16 protein-coding genes are annotated in these 22,056 nt (G+C 63.2%); 14 read left to right on the forward strand and 2 right to left on the reverse strand.

Annotated features, from left to right (window positions below):
• The first annotated feature begins 346 nt into the window (after positions 1-346).
• The 8 genes from KUL93_RS09245 to KUL93_RS09280 are packed head-to-tail and all read left to right on the forward strand — an operon-like array spanning position 347 to position 10,267.
• Entirely contained in the window at positions 347-1,306 is a 960-nt protein-coding gene (locus KUL93_RS09245; RefSeq protein ID WP_217126765.1) for an NAD-dependent epimerase/dehydratase family protein, read from the forward strand.
• Positions 1,290-1,877 (forward strand): sugar transferase, encoded by a 588-nt coding sequence (locus KUL93_RS09250; protein WP_346731684.1) that lies wholly within the window; start codon positions 1,290-1,292, stop codon positions 1,875-1,877. Before KUL93_RS09245 ends, KUL93_RS09250 begins: the two co-directional genes overlap by 17 nt.
• A 33-nt stretch (positions 1,878-1,910) precedes the next feature.
• Positions 1,911-2,753 carry an ABC transporter permease gene (locus KUL93_RS09255; protein WP_217126767.1) on the forward strand — a complete coding sequence of 281 codons (843 nt, stop codon included), beginning with the start codon at positions 1,911-1,913 and terminating at the stop codon, positions 2,751-2,753.
• A 2-nt stretch (positions 2,754-2,755) separates the two neighbouring features.
• A complete protein-coding gene (locus tag KUL93_RS09260; RefSeq protein WP_217126768.1) occupies positions 2,756-4,006 on the forward strand; it encodes an ABC transporter ATP-binding protein in 1,251 nt (416 codons plus the stop codon).
• A 1-nt stretch (position 4,007) separates the two neighbouring features.
• A complete protein-coding gene (locus tag KUL93_RS09265; RefSeq protein ID WP_217126769.1) occupies positions 4,008-4,877 on the forward strand; it encodes an LpxL/LpxP family acyltransferase in 870 nt (289 codons plus the stop codon).
• A gap of 8 nt (positions 4,878-4,885) precedes the next feature.
• Positions 4,886-7,711 (forward strand): glycosyltransferase, encoded by a 2,826-nt coding sequence (locus KUL93_RS09270; protein ID WP_217126770.1) that lies wholly within the window; start codon positions 4,886-4,888, stop codon positions 7,709-7,711.
• Between the two features lie 30 nt (positions 7,712-7,741).
• Positions 7,742-8,428, forward strand: coding sequence for a glycoside hydrolase family 16 protein (locus KUL93_RS09275; RefSeq protein WP_217126771.1), 687 nt, complete (start codon positions 7,742-7,744; stop codon positions 8,426-8,428).
• 54 nt (positions 8,429-8,482) lie between these two features.
• A complete protein-coding gene (locus tag KUL93_RS09280; protein WP_217126772.1) occupies positions 8,483-10,267 on the forward strand; it encodes a hypothetical protein in 1,785 nt (594 codons plus the stop codon).
• Between the two features lie 6 nt (positions 10,268-10,273).
• On the opposite strand, the gene KUL93_RS09285 is transcribed toward KUL93_RS09280, so the two are convergent.
• Together KUL93_RS09285 and KUL93_RS09290 are read right to left on the reverse strand one after the other, a co-directional pair.
• A complete protein-coding gene (locus KUL93_RS09285; protein WP_217126773.1) occupies positions 10,274-11,554 on the reverse strand; it encodes a calcium-binding protein in 1,281 nt (426 codons plus the stop codon).
• Positions 11,555-11,598: 44 nt separating this feature from the next.
• Positions 11,599-12,300, reverse strand: a complete 702-nt coding sequence (locus tag KUL93_RS09290; protein ID WP_217126774.1) for a Crp/Fnr family transcriptional regulator — start codon at positions 12,298-12,300, stop codon at positions 11,599-11,601.
• Positions 12,301-12,425: 125 nt separating this feature from the next.
• On the opposite strand from KUL93_RS09290, the gene KUL93_RS09295 reads away from it, so the two are divergent.
• The 6 genes from KUL93_RS09295 (at position 12,426) to KUL93_RS09320 (ending at position 22,046) form a co-directional block, all read left to right on the forward strand.
• Positions 12,426-13,688, forward strand: coding sequence for a FecR family protein (locus KUL93_RS09295; protein WP_217126775.1), 1,263 nt, complete (start codon positions 12,426-12,428; stop codon positions 13,686-13,688).
• Positions 13,676-15,379: a CHASE2 domain-containing protein gene (locus KUL93_RS09300; RefSeq protein WP_217126776.1), complete on the forward strand. Its 1,704-nt coding sequence runs from the start codon at positions 13,676-13,678 to the stop codon at positions 15,377-15,379. Before KUL93_RS09295 ends, KUL93_RS09300 begins: the two co-directional genes overlap by 13 nt.
• Positions 15,376-16,290, forward strand: coding sequence for a hypothetical protein (locus KUL93_RS09305; protein ID WP_217126777.1), 915 nt, complete (start codon positions 15,376-15,378; stop codon positions 16,288-16,290). The genes KUL93_RS09300 and KUL93_RS09305 overlap by 4 nt, the downstream gene beginning before the upstream one ends.
• Positions 16,291-16,460: 170 nt before the next feature.
• Positions 16,461-18,044 (forward strand): calcium-binding protein, encoded by a 1,584-nt coding sequence (locus tag KUL93_RS09310; protein ID WP_217126778.1) that lies wholly within the window; start codon positions 16,461-16,463, stop codon positions 18,042-18,044.
• Between the two features lie 55 nt (positions 18,045-18,099).
• Positions 18,100-20,421 (forward strand): tetratricopeptide repeat-containing sulfotransferase family protein, encoded by a 2,322-nt coding sequence (locus KUL93_RS09315; protein ID WP_217126779.1) that lies wholly within the window; start codon positions 18,100-18,102, stop codon positions 20,419-20,421.
• 20 nt (positions 20,422-20,441) lie between these two features.
• Positions 20,442-22,046 (forward strand): class I SAM-dependent methyltransferase, encoded by a 1,605-nt coding sequence (locus tag KUL93_RS09320; protein ID WP_217126780.1) that lies wholly within the window; start codon positions 20,442-20,444, stop codon positions 22,044-22,046.
• The last annotated feature ends 10 nt before the right edge of the window (positions 22,047-22,056 follow it).

Consider the following 22,056-nt stretch of genomic DNA (forward strand, 5'->3'; position numbering starts at 1 on the left):
CTTGCATCGTCAAGTGCCTATCAAATGTCAGTACTTCAATTGTCGCATGTCAGGGATGAGTTCGGCCCATCGATCTGCGAATAAATCAGTGTGTCCTTAACGGTTTCGACGAACGCTACTACCTCTACTATGAAGACGTCGACCTCTGCATTCGCGCCTGGCATCAGGGGCTCTCGCTTTTGGTCTGCCCGCAAGCACAAGTCATCCACGCCGCGCGCCGCATGAGCCACCGCCACCCGCGCTACCTCTTTTGGCACCTCAAAAGTCTCGTGCGCTACCTACTCCAGCACAGTAGGCGCCTCCCCCATTTCCCGCAACCGCTCTCTCATTCATCGACGGCCCTGCCATGATCCTCATAACTGGCGCAACGGGATTCATCGGTAGCCGCCTCCGACAGCCCCACCACCGTGCGCTGGTCCGCACCGCAAGCGGCATGCCCAACGAAATGGTGGGCGACCTTTCCGATCTTCACCTGCTAGAACGTGCCTGCGCAGGCATCACCACGATCATTCACTGCGCCGGCATTGCGGACGCCAACACCCGTGACACTGCCGCACTCTGGCGGATCAATGTTGAAGGGACACGCAACCTTCTTACCGCCGCTGCGCGTATGGGGGTTCGCCGCTTTGTGCTTCTCTCGAGCGTCAAGGCGATGGCCGACCCTGGCGACTCTTGCGCGGACGAATCGTGGCCAGCGTCCCCAGCCACCCCCTACGGCCAAAGTAAACGGGCCGCCGAAAAGATCGCGCAAGAGATTGGCGAGCGCAGCGGCATGGAGATCGTCATCCTTCGTCCATGCCCAGTTTACGGTCGCGGCTGCCGCGGTCCAATCGCTTTGCTGGCGCGCCTAATCGACTGGCACCTCTTCCCCCCTCTCCCCGAAACCGACAACCGCCGTTCCATCGTGCATATCTCCGACCTAATCCGTGCCATTGAACTGGCGGCCACACACCCTGCAGCTGCAAACCACACCTTTATCATTGCCCACCCTTACCCCCCTTCTACACGCGAACTCACCGACGCAATCCGCGCCACCCTTGGCCGCACCCTACCCCGCTGGCACCTTCCACACACTCTCTTCACTGCCCTTAGGTGCGCGCCACGCTCCCTTAGCACCTTCGTCGAGCGTCTGACCGCATCGGCTTGTTACGCTTCCAACAAAATCGAAAGCCTACTCGGATGGCGGGCAACGATTGATCTCGCCACTGGTCTTAGCGAAATGCTCGGTCATACCCCACCCATCCATCCTAAGCCCAATTCAAATCCGCATTGCCATGACTCAAACCCACATCATCCGCACGCTTGACCTCCTCATCGCCACGGTGGGACTCGTCGCCACTGCGCCCCTGCTGCTGCTCCTGCTGTTCATCGGCTGGTGGGACACGGGCGCACCGCTGTTTTGTCAAACACGCATAGGCCGTCGTGGCCACACGTTTACCCTTTGGAAGCTGCGCACGATGCGTCCCGATACCCCTCAAGTTGCCACCCATCTGGCTCCCCCATCAGCCGTGACGCGTTGGGGTCGCTTCCTCAGACGGACAAAACTGGACGAACTGCCACAACTTATCAACGTCATCAAAGGCGACATGAGCCTCGTCGGACCGCGACCTTGCCTTCCCACCCAGATCGAACTGATTGCAGCCCGCGCCCGCCTCGGTGTCCTTGAAGCTCGACCCGGGCTCACCGGGTTGGCGCAACTCTCTGGCATCGACATGTCAACCCCGGAACGACTGGCGGAAGTCGAAGCGCAGATGCTGGAACACCTCACCCTCCGCTCTTACCTCTCCTACCTTTTGCTCACCTTGATGGGGAAAGGGGCTAGAGACGCGCTACCACCCCACAAAGCCGATCGACACCCTCAGAATAAAACCATCTGATAGAATCACACCTTCTGATTGCAAGCGATGCTCATGAACCTAGCGCACCTTTTCCCGGATTGGCGCTACCGCGCACTGATCTTAACCCTAACCAAACGGCGGGTCGCATCCCGTTATCGTGGCACCATTTTAGGAGTAGCTTGGTCGCTCCTCTTGCCGCTTCTCATGGTCACCGTCTTTACGCTCGTCTTTAACCACTTCCTCCACGTCCGCTGGCCATCAACCGCAATCGCTGAGAGTGCCTCTGCCGAATCGTTGCACGCCGCGCTCAATATCTACCTAGGGTTACTGGTCTTCAATTACGCTGCCGAGACCCTCGGTTCTGCTCCCTACCTTGTGCTCGAACACCCCCATTACGTCAAAAAAATCCTCTTTCCTCTTCCGATTCTTGCCTACGTCCACGCAGCAAGCACACTCCTTCCGCTCTTTGGCGGAACGCTGGTCGCTGCTTTGTTGGCTTTGTGGGATCCCGCCGCTCATCCTGCCCGCCTGATTCTCCTGACGCTCTATTGGCTTCCCCTTCCCCTCTGGGCACTGACGCTCTACTGGCTGATCGGGTCCATCGGAGTCTATCTTCGTGACATCGCTCACCTCATCCCTCCTCTTTCTACTGCCCTCATGTTTCTCTCCCCCGTGTTTTACACCGCGACAACCCTCTCCGAACCTTGGCATACGTTGATCTACCTCAACCCGCTCACTCCAGCAATCGAATCGGCCCGTGCCCTCCTATTCCCAAGCACCCTCTCGACTGCTGCTTTGATCCCCCTTCCGGACCCCTCACCCACTCTGATTTCGCTGACTGCGGCAACGCTCTTTTGCTATCTTGCAAGACGGCTTTTTGTTAAACTCCAAAGTGGTTTTGCCGACGTTTTGTAACCATGCCCCGATCGAACCCCCACCCTGCTCGTCTATTGGACACCACGCTGCCCAAAGGAGCAATCCGTGTCACGGGATTGGGCAAAGCCTACCGTCGATACCGCCACCCGCGTCATTGGCTGAAAGAGAAACTCACACGCCGTCCATGCGCGGAATCACATTGGGTGCTTCAATCGGTCTCATTTGCGCTCCAACCGGGAGACTCGCTCGGCATCATTGGCCAGAACGGTGCTGGCAAATCGACCCTCTTGCAACTCATTGCAGGCACCCTGACCCCAACCACAGGGACCATCCACTACCATGGTCGCATCGCTGCGCTGCTCGAGCTCGGCTCAGGTTTTCATCCCGAATTTACGGGACGAGAAAACGCCCGGCTCGCGTCCGCGCTGATGGGGCTCTCACCGGAAGAGATCGATGACCGCCTTCCTGAAATTTTCGCCTTTGCCGAAATCGGCGACGCTATCGACCGCCCCGTCAAAACCTACTCCAGCGGCATGTTTGTTCGCCTTGCTTTTGCGGTTGCCACGGCCGTCGACCCCGATATCCTGATCATCGATGAAGCGCTTTCGGTTGGTGACGGCGCGTTTGCCCGCAAAAGCTTCAACCGCATCCTAGAACTCAAAGAAAAGGGAGCGACGCTTCTTTTCTGCTCGCATGCCCTTTACCAAGTTCGAGAACTCTGCCAGAAAGCACTGTGGCTCGACCGCGGCGCAGTTGTCAGTTTCGGCCCCAGTAGCGCCGTCACCACCCACTACCAAGATTGGCTCGACCAAAAAGCCGCTGCATCAGAACCCGCCGCATCTGTGCCAAAATCAGAACCCATTGCCACCACCCAACCACTGGCGCGAATACTCTCCACCCGACTGACCATCGACGACCAAGACCCCAGCGCGATCGACGCCCAATCTGAAGCAAGTCGCCTTGAACTCACGGTTACCATAGGCTTTGACCCCACTATCCCTACACCCAAGCTTGCCTGTCTCCTCCACACGGCAGATGGCAAAAACCTCGCAAGCTTCCCAGCGTGGGAATCGCCTGCCCTCAGCAATCCCGAAAAAAACCCGATCACCTACCGTCTCACCATCGACAAACTGCCGCTCCTGCCTGGGACATACTCGTTCAGCGTCTTTCTCCTCTGCGAACGGGCGATCCACATCTACGACCAAGCAACACGAATCCACCCTTTTCGCGTCTCTGCAGATAAAAACCGTCTCGGATACGTCGTCATTCCACACACTTGGCGCCTTGTCTAACATGCCCCTCTGGACAAACTTTGAATACCGCTGGTTGATTCCTCTCATCGCCCGACTACCAGCACCGCTTGCCAACTGCGCGAACGCGATCCGAGCGCTTGCGATGACGGTCGGCTCAGGCGATTGGCGCAAATATTTTGGTGGTGAAATAATCAAACGCAATCGCTGCCTGGCAGTTGCCGAAATCAACGACTATCGCGCCGACCACAACTTGACCCTCTATCGCACCTACCTTACCTGGTGCGAAGAAGAGACCCAAACCGTCAGATTCTTTTCGGGAAAAAACCTTCCGCTTCGCGTCGTCGGTGACCTGAACCCAGGGCAAACCGTCTTCATTACCGCCCATTACGACTTCTTCTCTGCATTCTCATGCTTGCTTGAGCAGCATAGCCAAAAGGGCTTTGCGCTGGGATCGAACATATTCGAACACTCGGCGGTTCCCTCAGCCATTTCCCATTTTTATGAAAAAAAATACGCCAAAATCAAAAGCAACATGGTGGGAGGCGTCCTCTACCTCGAAACCCAGATGAAGGAAGTCTTTCACCTCATCCGAAAAGGCTATCACCCAATCCTCGTCACCGACCTTCCCCCTTTTCCTAAAACCAAACCGATCCCCGTTCACCTTTTTGGCAAGACACGCCTTTGGACCGGGGGCGCTGCCTCGCTCGCCGCCCGGTTTCGCTTACCCATCCAACCCTACTTTGTCGAAACCACAAAACACCACTGGACTATTCACCTCCTTCCTTGCGTCTTCGGTAAAAAACCAGAAGACTACCAACCTGCTTACCAAGCGCTAGCCGATCAAATCGAAAAACGACCCCAAAAGTGGTTTGCGCTAGATCTCCTGGCCCGTTACCCCATTTTGGAGTGACTCAGAAAATGCAACCGCTTTTCTTGCGTGCCGCACTCGCTTCCCTAGAATTCCGGCCAGCGCGCATCGTTTTCCCCTACGCATGGGTTGGGCACATCCCTTTTGCGCGCTTTTTGATCGACCAAGCACAACCCAAAACCTTTGTCGAACTGGGCACCCATACGGGCAACTCTTTTTTTGCATTCTGTCAAGCCGTCCGGGAATCGCATCTGGCCACACAGTGCTTTGCGATAGACACCTGGCTTGGGGATCCCCATGCTGGACACTACAGCGACGACGTCTTTGAAGATGTCGCCGCCTACACCCACCACCACTACGCTTCGTTCGCCACCCTGTTGCGCACCACCTTTGACGACGCCCGCCGCCATTTTCCCAAACACACCATCGACATCCTGCACATTGACGGCCTGCACACATACGAAGCGGTTAGCCACGACCTCACCACCTGGTTCGACGCCGTCAAACCTGGGGGCTATATCCTTTTTCACGACACCGCGGTGCGCGACCGTGACTTTGGCGTCTGGCGTCTCTGGTCCGAACTGACCAAACGCCACCCCTACCACCTCCACTTTCCCCACGCCAACGGCTTGGGCGTCCTCTACTGTGACCACCCCGACTGCCCCCCCCCCGAATGGATGTACCCCCAAAGCGCTGCCCAAAAAACCTTGATCACCCTTCTTGTCACCGCAGGCAACAACCTGCTCTACCACACCTGCTACACCGAAGAACACCGTCTTCGTACCCAACTCGAACAAAAGCACCGCGAAGTCGTCGCCGAACTCAAAAACTCGGCCGAAGCGCTGTTTGCCGAAAAAATCGAGCTGCAGCACCAAATCAACCGCATGGCGGGACAAATCGCCACACTGGAAAACCACCTGACGGCAATCCGCAACAGCCGCTCCTGGAAAATCACCCGACCGCTGCGCGCCAGTGCAAGAATCCTGCGCGCTGTGATGAACGGCGATTACCCGGCGCTCAAAGAGAACCTTCGCGCCATCGCCCACCGCATTCCGCCGCTTTACCGACTCTACGGCAAAACCCGTGCCTGGGCCGATCGCCTCCTGACCCATTGGCGCGAACGTCAAGAGCAATCACGCACCCGCGCATGGAACGAACTGGCGGTTCAGCGACACGAACCCGCCGCGATCACCTCGTCGATCCCCATACTCGATGCCCCTCCCGAATGGCCAGACCTTGATCTCTCTGTCGTCACCCACAACAGTGCCCGATGGCTCCCAGCCTTTTTCCACTCACTCCTGCACCAGCGCTATCCCACGCAAAAAATCGCCCTCTACCTCACCGACAACGCCTCACAGGACGAAACCCGGCAACTGCTCGAAACCTGGATCGAGCAACATCGGCACACATTCCGCGCGATCACCTTTACTCCAGCCAACAACATCGGTTTTGGCGAAGCGCACCATCGCGCGATCACAGCAGGTCGAGCCCCCTTTATCCTCGTCCTCAACCCCGACCTTGAACTCCTTCCCGACGCGATCACCACCGCAGTCCGTTACGCCCTGTCAGACTCTCAAGAGCGTGTTGGCAGTTGGGAACTGCGCCAATACCCCTACGAACACCCCAAACACTACGACCCCGTCACCCTCGAAACCCACTGGTCCAGCCACGCCGCAATCCTCTTACGCCGCAGCGCCTATCAAACCGCAGGTGGCTACGAACCCCGTCTCTTCCTTTACGCCGAAGACGTCGAACTCTCCTACCGCCTGCTTAGCCACGGCTATCACCTCAAATACCTGCCGGAAGCAGGTGTTGTGCACCACAGCTACGAAACCCCGCAACAAAGCAAACCGCGGCAGCGGCTCGGCAATGCCTTGGGCAATACCCTGATCCGTTGGCGGTACGGCACCCCCTTCCAAAAGGTAGCGGGCAGCTTACGGTTCGTAGCCTACCTGCTCACTGCCCTCACCAACCGCGCCGAGCGGCAAATTTTGGCGCAACACCTCAAGCCATTCGTTTTCCCCGCTCGCCCATCGCCGGGTAAAGGCCCCCACCCCCGCACCTACCCCATTGATGGCTGGGATTACGAAGTGCGGCGCCAGGGCGCCTTCTGGCCCACCCACCCGGCAAACGAAGAGACCCTTCCGCTGGTTACCCTCATCATCCGCACCTACCAAGGACGGGAACACTACCTGCGTGCTGCGCTCCTCACCGCCCTGCACCAAACCTACCCCAAACTGGAAATCCTCGTCAGCGAAGACGGAGGAGAAACGCAACAGCCGCTCGTCGCCGCGCTCGCGCAAGCGCTTCCCCCAGGCAAAACCCTTCGCCACATCGCCAACCCCAAACGGGGCCGATCGGCTGCCGCAAACGCCGCCCTTCGTGCCGCATCGGGCCACTACTGTCTCTTTCTGGACGACGATGACCTGCTTTATGCCGACCACATCCAAACCCTGGTCGAAGCCCTTCAGCAGACCCCCCACGCGGTCGCAGCGTATGCGCTGGCCTTTGAGCTACCCACGACACCCGATCCTGCCTCACCGCTTGGCTATCGCGAAACCCTTCCCTTTACCCCACCCCGTCTGGAACAACCCTGGAACTACGACGTCTTGAAAGACCACAACTACATACCGATTCAAAGCCTCCTATTTGCCCACGCGCTCTACCGAGAGCGGGGCGGCATGGACGAAACGCTCGACCAGCTTGAAGACTGGAACCTCTGGTTGCGCTATGGAGCGGACCACACCTTCCTCTACATCCCCAAAACCACCTCGCTCTACCGGACTCCAGCCGATCCCGCGGAACGCTACCGTCGGCAACTAAACCTGCACCACGCCTATCACCGCGCCAAGAAGCGCGCGCTCATGCTAGAATGAAAAACAGTCCGCTTGCGTAACGAGCCAACCATGCCCTTTATTCCCAACCGAAACCTTACAACCGAATTTGACGCCCCCCAACTGCCCGAAACCTGGCAGGCGATCACCGGTTACCAAAGGCTCCCGGGCACCACGGACGCGCGCCAGATCGCCATCGAAAACGGCGTCGCCCACTTTACGGTAACCCCGCTGAACGCCGCCACCTACGCCACACCGCTTCTCGTCTCGAATATCCCGATGCACTACGGACGCATCGAAATACGCGCCAAAATCGCGGAAACCAACGCCGTGCAAGCGGTCTGGCTCTATGGTGAAGAAGGTGGTGTGGCGCGTGAAATCGACCTCTTCGAGATTGCCCCTGCTGCAGAGGGATGGGAACACGCGCTTCAGACCAACTGGCACCGGATCGAAAGCGACGGAGATCAACCAGCGAGCACCCACCACCTCATGGACCCGCAAAGCCACACCTCCCTGGCCTATGACCCACTGGAATGGCACACCTACGCGCTCGAGTGGACGCCCACCGCGATTTTCTGGTACCTGGACGGCCGCCCCCTGCGCATCGAAGCCAACTTAGACTTCCACACCCAGCTCAATCTGTTCATCGGCGCGGAAATTCACGCCAACTGGCTAGGCCTGCCTGAAGAGAAGACCCTTCCGGCGACCATGCTCATCGACTACATCCGCGTCTGGGACTACTACGATCCGTTTGCATAACCCCTACCGCGCAGTAGCACACAGAGCAACAACCGAGAAACCAGGAGCAACGCCATGGCCACACTGACCGATATCATTGCCCAAACGAAAAGTAGCGCGCTGGCCAAACTAGCGGCAAGCAATTCCGCGCAACAAGTAAACAAACTCCAGCTTGCGCTCGACACCCAACTGCTTCAAAACCAGACCAACCTAGAACCGCTGGTCAAACAACTCTACGTCGCATACTTTGGACGGCCTGCCACCGACAACGAAATCAAGCAGTGGTGGGCGCCTAGCCCGATCGACGCCGCGGCGGTTCTAAACCCCAATGCCACGGAAAACCCGCTCATCCTTCCCAGCAAAGACCCCAACACCCCAACGGGCGTCCTAAACTACCTAGGGCGCGGCGGCAATATCGAAACCATGGCCCAATACCTGGCGAACCAGAGCGAGTACCTCGCCAATCTTGGCCCCGACCCGTTGGGTACCCTGTTTCTCAGACTCTTTGGTCGCCTACCGGTTGCGGAAGAACGGCAGACCCTCGCCCCTGCGGTCGCTGACCCGCTCCTTCCGCTTCACCTCATCCAAAAACCCAACCCATGGGATGCCGCGGTTTTTGCGCAGAAAGTCGATTTGGCATACCGCATCAAAGCCGACCTTGCCGCTGGGCTCGGCGCAAACGCCTATCCCGACGCTACCGTCGACCAGCCCGCTATTGCCGACGCCATCCGCTGGGCGGTGCAGCTTTTATCCCCCCAAGGAGCCACCCTAGAGGAAGCCTACCTCGATTTCCGCCACCTCCTCGACCCCAATAGCCTCACCCCCTTGGAACAACTCCGCCTCCCAGCTACCGACGCGCAATACCGCGACACCATCCATACCCTCTTTCTTGCCTACTTGGGGCGACCACCCCAGACCTGGGACGCCGACAACGACCCCGACACCCCCTTACCCGGTTACGGCAGCGAATTTGCCGCCGCCTACGCCGCCCTCAAACGAGCCAACGGCGACCCCACCTACCTGGCTGAAGCCCTCTCCCAATACCCGGACCACCTCATGCGCCTTACCGAAGGGGGGGGCCCGGCAGCCGAGATTCGGCTTGCCTACCAGACGCTCTACAACCGACAGCCAAGCGCCAGCGAACTCCAATACTGGTTGCAAAACTTTAGCGGTGTCACCCCTTGGCAAATCGCCACGCAAAACCCTTACGCCACCGCAAGCGACCAAGCTACCCTCAACCAAAAGATCGCCTTCATCGCGGCCGCAGGCTCCCTCTACCAACAAAAAGGGCTGGACCCTGCCGCTCCGCTCCAGGCGCAACCACTCACCGCCACCCTGAAAGAGGTCGGCACCACATTCACCGCCCTCAACGGGCTCAATCAGCTCAACGCAACGCTGGGCCAACCGGAAACCGGCATGGCCGCCATCGTTGAAGTCTTTCTCAACGGCGCAGAAAAAACCCTCACCCTCACCTTCTCCGAACCCATCAACTGGAATGCCACCGATCGCAACGGAAACGGCCAAATTGAGCTCGGCAGCGACATCCAGATCACGCTGGAAGCCCGCTACCGCAAAGGAGCCGTTCCTGGCGACGACGGCGGTGCCTTCACCAACGACCCAGTCCCGCTTCCGCTTGGCAGCAAACCCACGGTTGCCAAAGCCGAAGACTACCGCCTCACCCTCGCACTCTCCTCCGACGCTGGGCTACTGAAAACCCGAACGGTTGCGGTCGATCACGACAACAACCCTGCCACCCGCGACGTCAACCGCACCGACACCCCTTTCCCCTACACCATTACCCTGACGGGCCTAACCGACGTAAGCGGCGACTCGCAGCCCATTCAATGGACCGCTGCCTAACGCGCCTCAGGCAACGTTTGCCGCAACGAGTGAAGAGGCGGCAACCCCCACAAGCGTTGCGAGCAACTGCGCCTGGCTGCTCCCGGCGGCGTCCCAGGTCACCCACCACACCCCTGCGCCGCTTCTCCCATCGTCTGCGATCACCACCGCCGAAGCCGGCCCAGTAGGGGGAGAAAACACCCCCTGAGGAAGCGGCGAAAAGAGCGCCGCAACCGCGTCGGCGTCCGCCGCAACCCCGTCAAAACGCAGCACCGCAGCCCCTTTGTCGCTTTGCCAGCCACTGACCGCTCCACTTGCGCGGCGCCCCACCGATGCCACCCAGGAAACCTTGCCCGCGATCGCGGTGAGATCGAGCACATCCCCCCCCGCTCCGGGTGCAAAATCGAGAACCACGTCGCGGCTCGCGACATCATCCAGCACGAACCGGTCACTGCCGCTTCCGCCGACGAGCGTATCGGCGCCGCTCGCTCCGATGAGCGTATCATTGCCGCTGCCGCCCTCCAGCCGATCCGAACCCGCATCCCCTGACAAGCGGTCATTGCCATCGCCCCCCTGCAGCGTATCATCGCCCAAATCCCCCTGCAGCAGATCATTCCCGGCGCCGCCACTCAGCAGATCGTTGCGGGTCGTACCCACCACCGTCCGTCCCAAACCGGTTCCCCCTTCGGGCACGGCGGGCAAAAAGCGCGCCAAAACCCCCTCGATCGACGGCAGCACCCCTGCCGCATCGGGCCAGATTGCCCCTTGACCGCTCCCGGCAAGACCGCTCGCCAACAAAGTAAGCGCCGCTGCGCTCTTGACCAGCAGAGAACTTGCCGCAACCGCATCGGCAAGGGCCGCGCCCACCGCCTCGGGATGGGCGCGCAACTGAGCGGCAACGGCCTCGGCCTCGCTGCTCGTGATGGGCAGACGCAACCGCGCCATCACCTCGGCCACCGTCTGACCGCTCATCACCCCCACCACGGACGAAAAGGGCGAAGCCCCAACCATCGCCGTAAGGGTTGCGGACAACCCCGCTTCTTGCGCCATGGCCCGCCACCCTGCAAGCTCAGCGCCGCTCATCCCTCGGCCAAACAACACCGCGTGCGCGACCGCTAGCGGCAAAACCGTCTGCTGGAACTCAGGCGTGAGCCACGCTTGATAAACCAGTTGCGCCAGCGTCGGCCCTGCGCCCGCCAGCGCCTGCTTCACCAAGGCCACCTCCGATGCCGAAGCGGCACGGCCAAAAACGGCCTGGGTCAGCGAATGGGCCACCACTTCCTCGTAACTTGGATTGCTCGTTGCCATAGCACCACTCCCTCTGCACGCCTAGACGAATGATACCGAATGAACTAACCCGGTTGCCAGCGGCGCAGCCGCGCCACGTCCACCGCCCACCCCGCGCTCGAGCGCACGGCAATCCCCTCTGCCTGCAACCGCTGCATGACCCGCGTCACCGTCTCGCGCGTAGTATTGGCGTACGCGGCCACCTCCTGCTGCGTCACCCCAGGCGGCAACCAGCGCCCGTTGTCGAACCCCGCAACCGCTGCAACCTCCCCCTCCTCGGCAAGCCAGCGCAGAATCGCCGCCACCCGCAGCGGCGTGCTCGGCTCAGCCAACACCTGGCGCAACCACAAAAGCCGCACCTGCTGCCGCGCGATGCGCTCAGCGGCGGCAAGCGCTGCCGGCGCATCGGCTGCCAAAGCAAAACGCCACGCCTCAGCAGGCGCCAAGATCACAGTCGTCGCCTCCCCTGCCACCCACAGCAACGTCACCCCGTCCTGCGCCCCAGCCAACAGCTCCGACTCACCAAACACATCACCCGCCCCGCACCGGAAAAGCGCCACCTCGCGGCCATCCAGCGTATGGGAGACCCCCACCACCGACCCGCACACCACCCACCCCACCCAGCGCCGCTGCTCATGCGCCGGCCAGGCCAACTCGCGCCGCTTGAGCGAGCGCAACTGCGCCACCGCCAGTAACCGCGTCAGCGCCTCCTCGGAAAGCGCCGCCAGCATCGGGACGGCGCGCGCTGTCACCCGCGCAACCGACACCGCTTGGCCTCCCACTGCACCCACGCTGTAACCGCGATCACATCCTCCTCTTGATCCCTGCTCGCAAAAGCACCATACTATATATATGAAACGGAACACCTGCCACGCCAAAGCCTCATGGCAAGATGATAACCCAGAAAACCGCGATCACCCCTCCCCGTTGCGGCCGCAGCTGGCGCGCGGCGCTCATCGCGCTGCTCATCGCGCTGCTCATCGCGCTGCGTAGCGCCTGGGCCGAACCGCCGGCGCTGCCGGTAGCCCACCTGACCCTCTTGGTCGGTGCTGCCCAAGCGCACCGCCCCAAGGAAACCGAACCGCGCCCCTTGACCGAAGGGGCCCCCCTCTACGAAGGAGACGAAATCACCGTCGCTCCGGACGCCTACGCGATCGTCCGCTTCCTGGACGACGCCCGGTTGGCGCTGCGCCCCGGAACCACCCTCGCCATCCGCCGCTACCGGGCCGACGGGGCGCAACACCTCGAACTGCGCACCGGCTCGATTCGCCACATCACCGGGCACGGCGCCCACGAAGACCCCCACCGCTTCCGCCTGGCCACCCCAATCGCCGCAATCGGCGTCCAAGGCACCGACTTCTCCGTCAACGCCACGCAACCCGACGCCACCCTGGTCCAACTGCACCGCGGCGCCATTGTCGTCGCCCCCCTCAACCGCTGCGCGGACACGCTCCTGACCACCTGCGCCGACGCCAAGACCATCGACGTTCCCGGCGACCTCTGGCGCATCACCCCGAGCGGCATCGCCCCGTTGGTGGTCAGCGCTCCCGCTGCGGTCGCAAAACCCCCCCAACCCGCGGTTCCCCTCACGAGCCAAGCCGCCCCCCTTGCCCCGGTGGTCGAACGACCTGCCGTCGCAACGCTCCCTGCCGCCCACCCGCTGGTCTGGAGCCGGTTCCCGTTACCGGGCGCCGCAATCCCTGGCGATCCATTCACCCAACCGCTCGAAGAAGCCCGAAGCGGGCGGCACATCGCCTTTACCCACGGCGCCTACGGCCTGTGGCGGCAAGGCGCGGAACTCCTCGACCCCGCTCTGAGCGGAACCGCCACCTTCACACTCACAGCCGCCGCAGCCGGTCTCACCACCCACCACTACCTCCCGCCGCAGCCGGCAACCCTTACCGAAGCGCGCTTGACCGTCGACTTCGACCGGCGCGCGGCCACCCTTGCCCACACCCTCACCGCGCCCAGCCTCCCCGCCCCGTACCACTTTAGCGCCACCCTGCCGCTTGGTGCCGACGGCCTATTCCGCTTCGCCACCGCGCAAGACCAGATCACCGGCGCGCTCACCGCCAACGGCGCCGCTGCCGCCTACGGCTTCACCCACCACACCCCCAGCGGCCGCCTGGACGGAATCACCCAATGGCAGCGCTGACCCCAACGCGTCAGCTCCTTGCCGCTGCCTTGGCGGCGCTCCTGGCGCTCATCCTCGGCCACCACCCGCTTCCGGGGCAACAGCGGCTTGCCGACCACCTCGACGCCCTCCTCCCGCCGCTCCCCCCCCACCCCCAACTGGTTGTGATCGATATCGACGAACGCTCCCTCGCCACCTTGGGCCCCTGGCCCTGGCCGCGCGAACTGCAAGCACAACTCATCACCAAACTGCGCGCCGCCGGGGTCCAAAAGCAAATCTGGGACATCCTCTGGACCGACGACCGCCCCCTCCCCCCCCCATTCCTAAACGCCCTGGGCCCCGATATCACCGCCGCCACACTGCTCATCCTCGACCCCAACGTCCCGAGCCCCCCGCACGAAGGGGCGCCGCCCAACCCACCCACTCCCTGCGCCCCCTCAGACCCCCAAGCCCTGGGCTACCGTTTCCCGCCTCGCCCGCTCCTGGAACGGGGGGTGGCGCTGGGCCACATCACCCCCACCTTCGACTCCGACGGGCTCTTGCGCCGCCTCCCCACCTACCTCTGCGCCGCGCAAAGCCGCATCCCCGCGCTCGCCGCCGCAGCGGCCGCCCCCGCAGCGCCGCTGCCCGAAACCCTCTACCTGGTGCGGCAACGCCCCCCCGCCGCTTGGCCCGTCCTCCCTGCCGACCTCATCCTGGCCGACGCCGTTTCGCCCGCGCGGCTCAACGGTCGGATTGCCCTCATCGGCAGCACCGCGTTGGGCGTTGCCGACCGCATCCCCACCCCCCGGAGTCCCACCACCCCTGGCTTAGCGGTCCACGCCGAAATCCTCAACGCGCTCCTACACCAAACCCCGCCCTCGCCCTCCCACCCCTACCATCTTGCCCTCCTTACCTTTTTCGCGCTCGCCCCGTTTGCCTACCGCCCGCTTCGCCCCTTGCTGCCGCTTGCCCCGCTGCTTGCCGCCGCCGGCGAACTCCTTGCCGCCCACCTGAGCGTGGCGCCCCTTACCGCCGCCCCGCTCCTTGCCAGCGCAGCGGCGCTTGCCCTCCTCGGCCTGACCGCGGCAATCGTAACGGTGCGCGAACGGCGGCAACTGGCGGCGCAACTCGCCGCGCTGCTGCCGCCGCCGCTACGCGCCGCCCCGCTCAAGAGCGTTGAACCGCTGCCCCGCGACGACGCCTGGCTTTTGGCGCTCGAACTCCGCAACTTTGACCACTGGCGCACCGCGCACGACCTGCGCCAACCCCTGCTCGTTGCCGAAGCCGTCGCGCACGCCCTCACCGCCCCCTTTGCCGCGGACGACCCTCTGCTCTTTCCGCAACCCAACGGCCGCACCCTTTTGCTGCTCACCCCCGCCGACCCCGCAACCCTCCCGGCCCGCATGGTCACGCTCGCCGACCAGCTCCAAGCCGCGCTCGATGCGCTCGACGCCGCGCAGCTCACCGTCGCGCTGGCATTGCACCGTGGGCCGCTCCTCATCGGCCGCCTGGGGCACCGCCCCGCCACCTGGCACCTCCTGGGCCCCACCGTTGAAGAGGCGCAAGCGCTCCTTACCCTCTGCGCCGACTGGGCGCAACGCGCGCTCATCACCTCGGCCACCCAGCTCACCCCCCCACCGCCGTGGCGCGATCTCGGCCCCTGCCTGCTTCCCGATCGCGCCGCCCCGCTCACCCTCTACGGCTACCCCGGTAGCGCCCCCGCCCCATGACGTTGCGCCTTTTGCTCCCCTTTCTTGCCGTCGCCACGGCGCACGCCCAAACCGACCTCCCGGCGCTCGAAAGCCAGCTTCTGGCAGACCCTGAGAACCCCAACGCCCGCAGCCAACTCGCAGCGCTCCTTGCCCCGCCCCCCCGCCACGCGCTCACATTTGGCGTTGCCACCACCACCAACGCCAACTGGGGCGTCAGCCACCGGCAAATCCCCTGGCGCCAAGACGGCATCACCCGCCTCCTGACGCTCGACGCCACCCAAAACCCTCGACCGCAAACCGCCCCACTCATCGCCTACCACCTCACCACCGCAAACAGTGAGGTGGCCGCCCAGCAGCGCGCTGGCCCCTACCCGGAACGGACCCTCTTCGCTGCCCACCGCCTCTTTCCCAACCTCACCGCAACCCTGAGCCACTACCGCACCCCAACGCTCACCCTAAACGACCTCTCCCTCACGGCGCCCCTTCCGGGTCGCCTCGGCGCGCTCGAACTCACCCGCCGCCTGACCCCCGAACCCGCGCGCGAATCGCTGCTCGTCACCTACACCGCCCCCCCGCGCTCCACCCCGTTGGGGACGACCCACGTTGCCGTTACGCTTGACCGCCCCTGGAACACCCCGCGCCCGGGCAAAAACCGCCGCCTGCTGACGCTTGCCCACACGCGGGCGCTCACCCCGCACCTCACCCTCACGCTCGAGCTCGTCGCCCTTTGGGAAAGCCGCCCCTACGCCCCGCTCCTTGCTGCGCCCCGCCAGATCACCCATGGCGCCGCCACGCTTGCCGCGCGCTGGCCGCTCACCCCCACCACCCACCTTGAGATCACCGCCCGCGCCACCCAGCAACAGGGCAACCACCCCCTCTTTGACCGCCGCCGCGCCGACCTCGAACTGGCCCTCACCTGGCGTTGGTAAGTCACCGCGCCGCAACCTGTTGCGCCCATACCACACAACGGCCGAAAAACCGCACGATGTGACACCGATCACTTGCGCGTCAGCCCCCGCTTCGCGTAGAATCACAACAGGCTCGATCGTGCATCGAGTCGTGTGAAACCCTATCGGTAACTTCGGAAAGGAGACTGACCATGGCATTGCCTCTTGCCACCACGCCGGAAGTGGAAATCGTTCGCTTGACCAAAGCGCTCTTCAACGCCGCGCCGGGCAACTACTACCTCAGCCAGTTCCTCACGGCGAGCAAATCGATCGGGATGAATGGCGTTGCCGCGGAACTGATCAAATACCTCAACGTCACCAACCCCACGGCGGCTGCCGATCTCATCGTCACCAACCTCGGCATCACCGGCGCCAATGGCGCAAACGCCAAAGCCTACCTCGAAGGCGAATTCAAAGCGGCAAAAGATGTCAAAGTGATGGGCGCAAAACTCGTGGCCATCCTCGACACCTTTGCCACCGACCTTGCCAACGACGCCACCTGGGGGAAATACGCGAAGGAATTCAACAAACAGGTGGAAAACGGCTACATTTTCTCCACCAATGCCGCAAACAACACGCGGGACATGGCAGCGCTTCAAGCCGCGCTCAATCCCACCAATCCCCCGCAAACGGGCACCGTCGGCGTCGATAAGCCCACCCTCACGGTAAATAGCGACGTGATCAATGTGGACCTCACCACGCTCGGCGCAGGCGACACCTTCGTCGACCCCTCGACTGCCGACAACGACGTCCTCAACATCACCAACATCACCAACGTCAATAACCCCTTGTCGGGCGTGCGCATTCAAAACGTCGAAACCCTGGCGATCGACGCAACCGGTGCAACGGCTGCTGTGTTTGACTTCACGGCAGTTCAATCGAACATTCAAGGGGTGAAAACCGTCACGGTTGCCGGTAACTCCGTAGGGGGCGCGACGATCACCCTTGCGAACGTTCGCAACTCGGTCACCACGATCGACAGCACGAAGCTCACCGACGGCAACCTCGCCGTGACCGGCTTTGTCCCCGACATCGGTAGCCTTGCTCCAGCAAACGCCGCGCGCACCATCACCACCGGCGGTGGCAACGACTTCATCAACAGTTCAAACGGTTCGGACACCATCTCTACCGGCGCCGGTAATGACCTGATCCAAGCTGGCGGCGGCAACGATACCATCGACGGCGGCGCGGGCAACGACATCATCGTGGGCCAAGCGGGCGCAGACACGATCACCACCGGCGCGGGCGCTGACTGGATCGTTCTCAACGACTTCGATACCGCCGACACCATCACCGACTTCGCGTGGTCGTCGGATCAGTTGCGGATCGATCTTGCCCCTGCTGGCGCGAACAGGGTTCCTGCAATGACGACGCTGGGTGTTGTTCAAGCCTTTGTTCAAAGAGGAACCGCTATGGGTAATGCGTGGGCGGTCAACATCAACACCCGTACCACCGCTAATGCGACTATGGCCCTCCCCATGTCCGCGCTCTTCGTTGCGAACAACCTCGCTGCCGCGCGCACAGCGGTGGTGGCTGCTGCGAATAATACTGCAAATGCGGCGGGTCGCATCGCGTTTGCGTTGGTCGGTACCGCCGCAATGTCGCGCAAGTTGGTGCTCTTTACCCTCGGGGACACGATGACCATGGCGACGACCGGCGCCTTTATCGTCTCTAGCCGCACGCTTGCGGTGATCACCGGTTCGCCCACCGCGGCAAACAGCATCCTCCTCTTCTGATTGCGGTGGTGCCGGAAAAAGGCGGGGGAACCCGCCTTTTTTTTTGGGGATGAAGATGACGCTCCTTACCGAACTGCGCGCGGCAACGCGCGCCAACCAGGCAGAGGCGCTGGCGCGTTACCTCGCCGACCATCCCGAGCTTCCCTTTACCGACGACGCGCAGCTTGCAGCCGCTTACGGCGCCGCGCTTGCGGTGGTGGGCAATCTCGAGGCGCTACACGCGCTGGCGCTCGCCCACCCGTTCCTAGCCGGAAAGGATCCGGATACGCTCGCGGCGTGCGACCCCGAAACGGTTGCCGACGCAGCGCTTTGTCTGGCGGCGCTTGGGCAAAGCGACGCCGCGCGCGCCGCGCTGCGCACAGCGTGCGCCCGCGCGCCGCACCTGGCGATCGCCCAGGCGCGCCGCGCAACGCTCGCGCTGCTGGCCAACGACCCCGACGAAGCGGCGCAAGCGTTCGACCAAGCGCTCCTGCTTTGGCCAGACCACCCGCCGCTTCTCATAAACGCTGCGGCGCTCGACCTGCGCCTGGGGCGCTACCGCGAAGCCGCGGCGCGCTACGCGCGGGCTCTGGCGCTCGCCCCCGAACTGGAGCTCGCCCACCGCAACCGCCTGCTCGCGCTCAAGGCGTTGGGCGAAACCGACGAAGCGTTGGCCGAACTGCAAGCAGCGGCTACGCCGGATAACGTGGCAGCGCAGCAGCGGCTTGCCAACGCCTATCTCTTTTTGGAACGCTACGCCGACGCCGCGGCAACCCTCTTGGCCGCGCTCGAGCACCACCCCGACGCGCACGAACTTCGCGCTCCCCTTCTCCACGCCCTTTTGCAGCAGGAAGCGATCCACCAGGCCGGGACCCTTGCCAAGGAGTGGCTGGAGACGATCACCGAGCTTCCCGAAGGCGTGGCGCGCGCCATCCGCCTGCTGCTCAACGAAGCGCGCATCCGCAACCACTTTCTCGACGCGGCGATCGCCGACTTGGAGGCGATGCGCGCTGCTGACCCCGACGACCTCGATGGCGCGGTGCGCACCCTTTTGGCCAGAGCCTACACCGACGCCGAAAAGCCCGAAATGGCGGTGCCGCTCCTTCAAGCGGTGCTGGCCGAACTCCCTGGCCACGTCCAAGCGGCGCTGCAGCTCGTCCATACCCTCACCTCACTCGGGCGCCTGGCCGAAGCCAACGAATGGCTCGACCGGCTCGCCGCCCTCGGTCTGGGCGAGGCGATTCTGCCGCAGCGCATCGAGGCAAACGACTTTCGCGCCACCCCCGAGGAGCTCGACCAGCTCAAGGCGCGGTTTGACGACCCCACCGCTTCGGAGGCGCAGCGCGCCGCGGTGGGCTTTACCCTCTACCGGGCGCTGGACAAAGCGCAGCGCTATGACGAGGCGTTTGCGGTGCTCACCGCCGCAAACGAACTCGAAAAACGCCACCTCGCCTACGATTGGCGCGCCCACCGCCGCTTCGTCGAGGAGACGCTGGAGACGTTCACCCCGGAGCTGATCGCGGCGCTGAGCCAGTTGCCTGCTTCAGACGCAGCGCCGATCTTTGTCGTCGGGATGCCGCGCTCCGGCACGACGCTCACCGAGCAGATCCTTGCCGCCCATTCCCACTGTCTTGGGCGCGGCGAACTTCCGTGGATCCCCCGCCTCACCCGCCTGATGCCGCAGGTGTGGGGCGACGAGCGCCCCTACCCGGCGGTGCTGCGCGCGCTCGTTGCCCCCCAGGAGGTCGCCCCAGAGCTTGCCGCGCGGCGCGCGCGCGGGCTTCTTGCGGCTGCCCACTACTACCTGACGCGGGCCAACGCCGGTCAGTCCGAGAGCAAGCGGCTCGTTGACAAGCTGCCGCACAATTTCGATTACGTGGGTTTGATTGCGCTGCTTTTTCCGAACGCGCCGATCGTCCAACTGGTGCGCAACCCGATGGACAACGCTCTTTCCAACTACGAGCAGAACTACGCGGCAAAACATGGGCTGATGGGCTTTGCCTATGACCTGACGTGGATTGCGGAGATGCTCCTCGACTACGACCGGCTGATGGCCCACTGGCACGCCTGTTTTCCGGGGCGCATTTTCCGCTTGGAGTACGAGCGGCTGGTCAATGCCCCGGAAGAGACCGTGCGCGAACTCCTGGACTTTTGCCGTCTGCCGTGGGAGCCTCAGGTTCTGGCCTACTACGAGAACCGCACGCAGGTGCGCACCGCCAGCATCCGTCAGGTTCGGCAGGGGATCTACCGCAGCGCGCAGGAGAAATGGCGGCGCTACGAGCGGCAGTTGCAACCGGTAGCCGAACGTTTGGCGCTCGGTTTTCGCACGCTCGCCGAAGCGGGTGAGAGCGCGCCAACCGCGCTGGCCCCCAACGCGTGGGCTGCTGTCACCTTTTGATCCGGCAACAAGGAGCCAAGATGAGTCACACCGACTACGTTCAAGACATTCCGTTCCGTTCCGCGTTCAATCCGCCGCAAAGCCCCGCTGCGATGCGCTACGTGGCGCTTCAACAGGGGTTTATCCCCCCCGACGACGCGCGCCCCTTCACCTTGATCGACCTTGGCTGCGGCGAAGGGGCCACGCTGCTGGCGCTGGCCACCCTCTACCCCTACGCCACCTTTTACGGCGTCGATTTCAACCCCCACCACATCGCCACGGCAAAGGAGCGCGCGGCGGCGCTGGCGCTCACCAACGTTTGCTTCCTGCAGCACGATTTTGCCGAACTGCCCACCCTCACTACCCTGCCGCCGCGTTTCGACTTCATCACCTGCAACGGGATCTACGGCTGGTTGGCGCCGCCCCTGACCGAGGCAATCGACCGCTTCGTCGCCGAGCGGCTGGCGCCAAACGGTCTGTTCTACGTCGAATACCTCTCCAGCCCCGGTAAACTGGCCATTGCTGAGCTGTGGCGCTTTTTGAAGGAGCTCTGTCCCCTGGACGCGTATGAGGGGGACCACCGGGCGCGCGCCGAGGCGGCGTTGACGCTTCTCGAGCGCTTGGCAAAGCGCGGCCCGCGCTTTTTCGCCGAGCACCCAACCGCGCTGCGCGCCGCCCAGCACTACCTCAGCCGCTACAAGAAGGAGCCGTATCAGATCGACCAGTTTGCCCACAACGCGATGGCCGAATATTTCACGCCGCGCCGCTTTACCGAAATGCACCACCGCATGGCGCGCGCGGGTCTGCGCTTTGTAGGCAACACCGATCCTGCCCACAACGACTGGGAGCTCAGCGTGCCGCCCACCTTTTTGCCGCTGGTGCGGGAACGCCCCGAAAGCGACGTCGCGCAGCGCGAACTGCTCAAGGACTTCATCCGCTGTGAGCACGACCGCCGCGACCTCTGGACCCGCGCCGACGTCGCGCCGAACCCCGAAGAGGCAGCGGCGTTGCTCGCAAACGGTTTTGGGTTGCTTGCGCGAACCGCGCCCGAAAAGCTCGTTCGGGCGCTCGAACCCTTCCCAGGGTGCCGCGTTGCCCTCACCGGCCCCATCTACGACCCATTGATCGCTGCAGCCGCCGCCGAGTCCGCTTGGCTCCCCGCACTTACCGAAACCCCGCCCGCGCCAAGCTGGCGCACGGCGTTCAACCGTCTGGTCTGTAGCGGACAGTTTGCGCTGCTGACCGAACCGCCTGGGGCTGCCCAACCGCTCTCCTCAGCATCGCGCTGGCGCTGGACGCTGGCGGTGAACCGCACGCTGCTGCGCGATGGGGCGACGCGGCTCCACGGCGTAACGTTGGTGAGCCCGGTGACCCGTCAAGCGGGAATTACCCTCACCCCCCTCGAGGCGGTGCTGCTCGAGGCGTGCTCCGACGGCGAAACGCTTCTGCCCACCGAGGACAAAGCGGCACGCATCCGGCAAGCGCGGGCGTTTCTCGAGGCGCAGGAGGCGCAGGAGCTTCCCACCGCAACGGGCTATCGGGACAAGAAAAAACTCACCGACGAGGAGCTCACTGAGGCTTGGGAGCCCCTCGAAGCGAAGCTCAACAACGCAGTGCGGCTGCGCATTCTGGCAGCCGAGCCCTAACGAACTTGTC

Source organism: Hydrogenophilus thiooxidans, assembly GCF_019049855.1.
GTDB classification, from domain to species: domain Bacteria; phylum Pseudomonadota; class Gammaproteobacteria; order Burkholderiales; family Rhodocyclaceae; genus Hydrogenophilus; species Hydrogenophilus thiooxidans.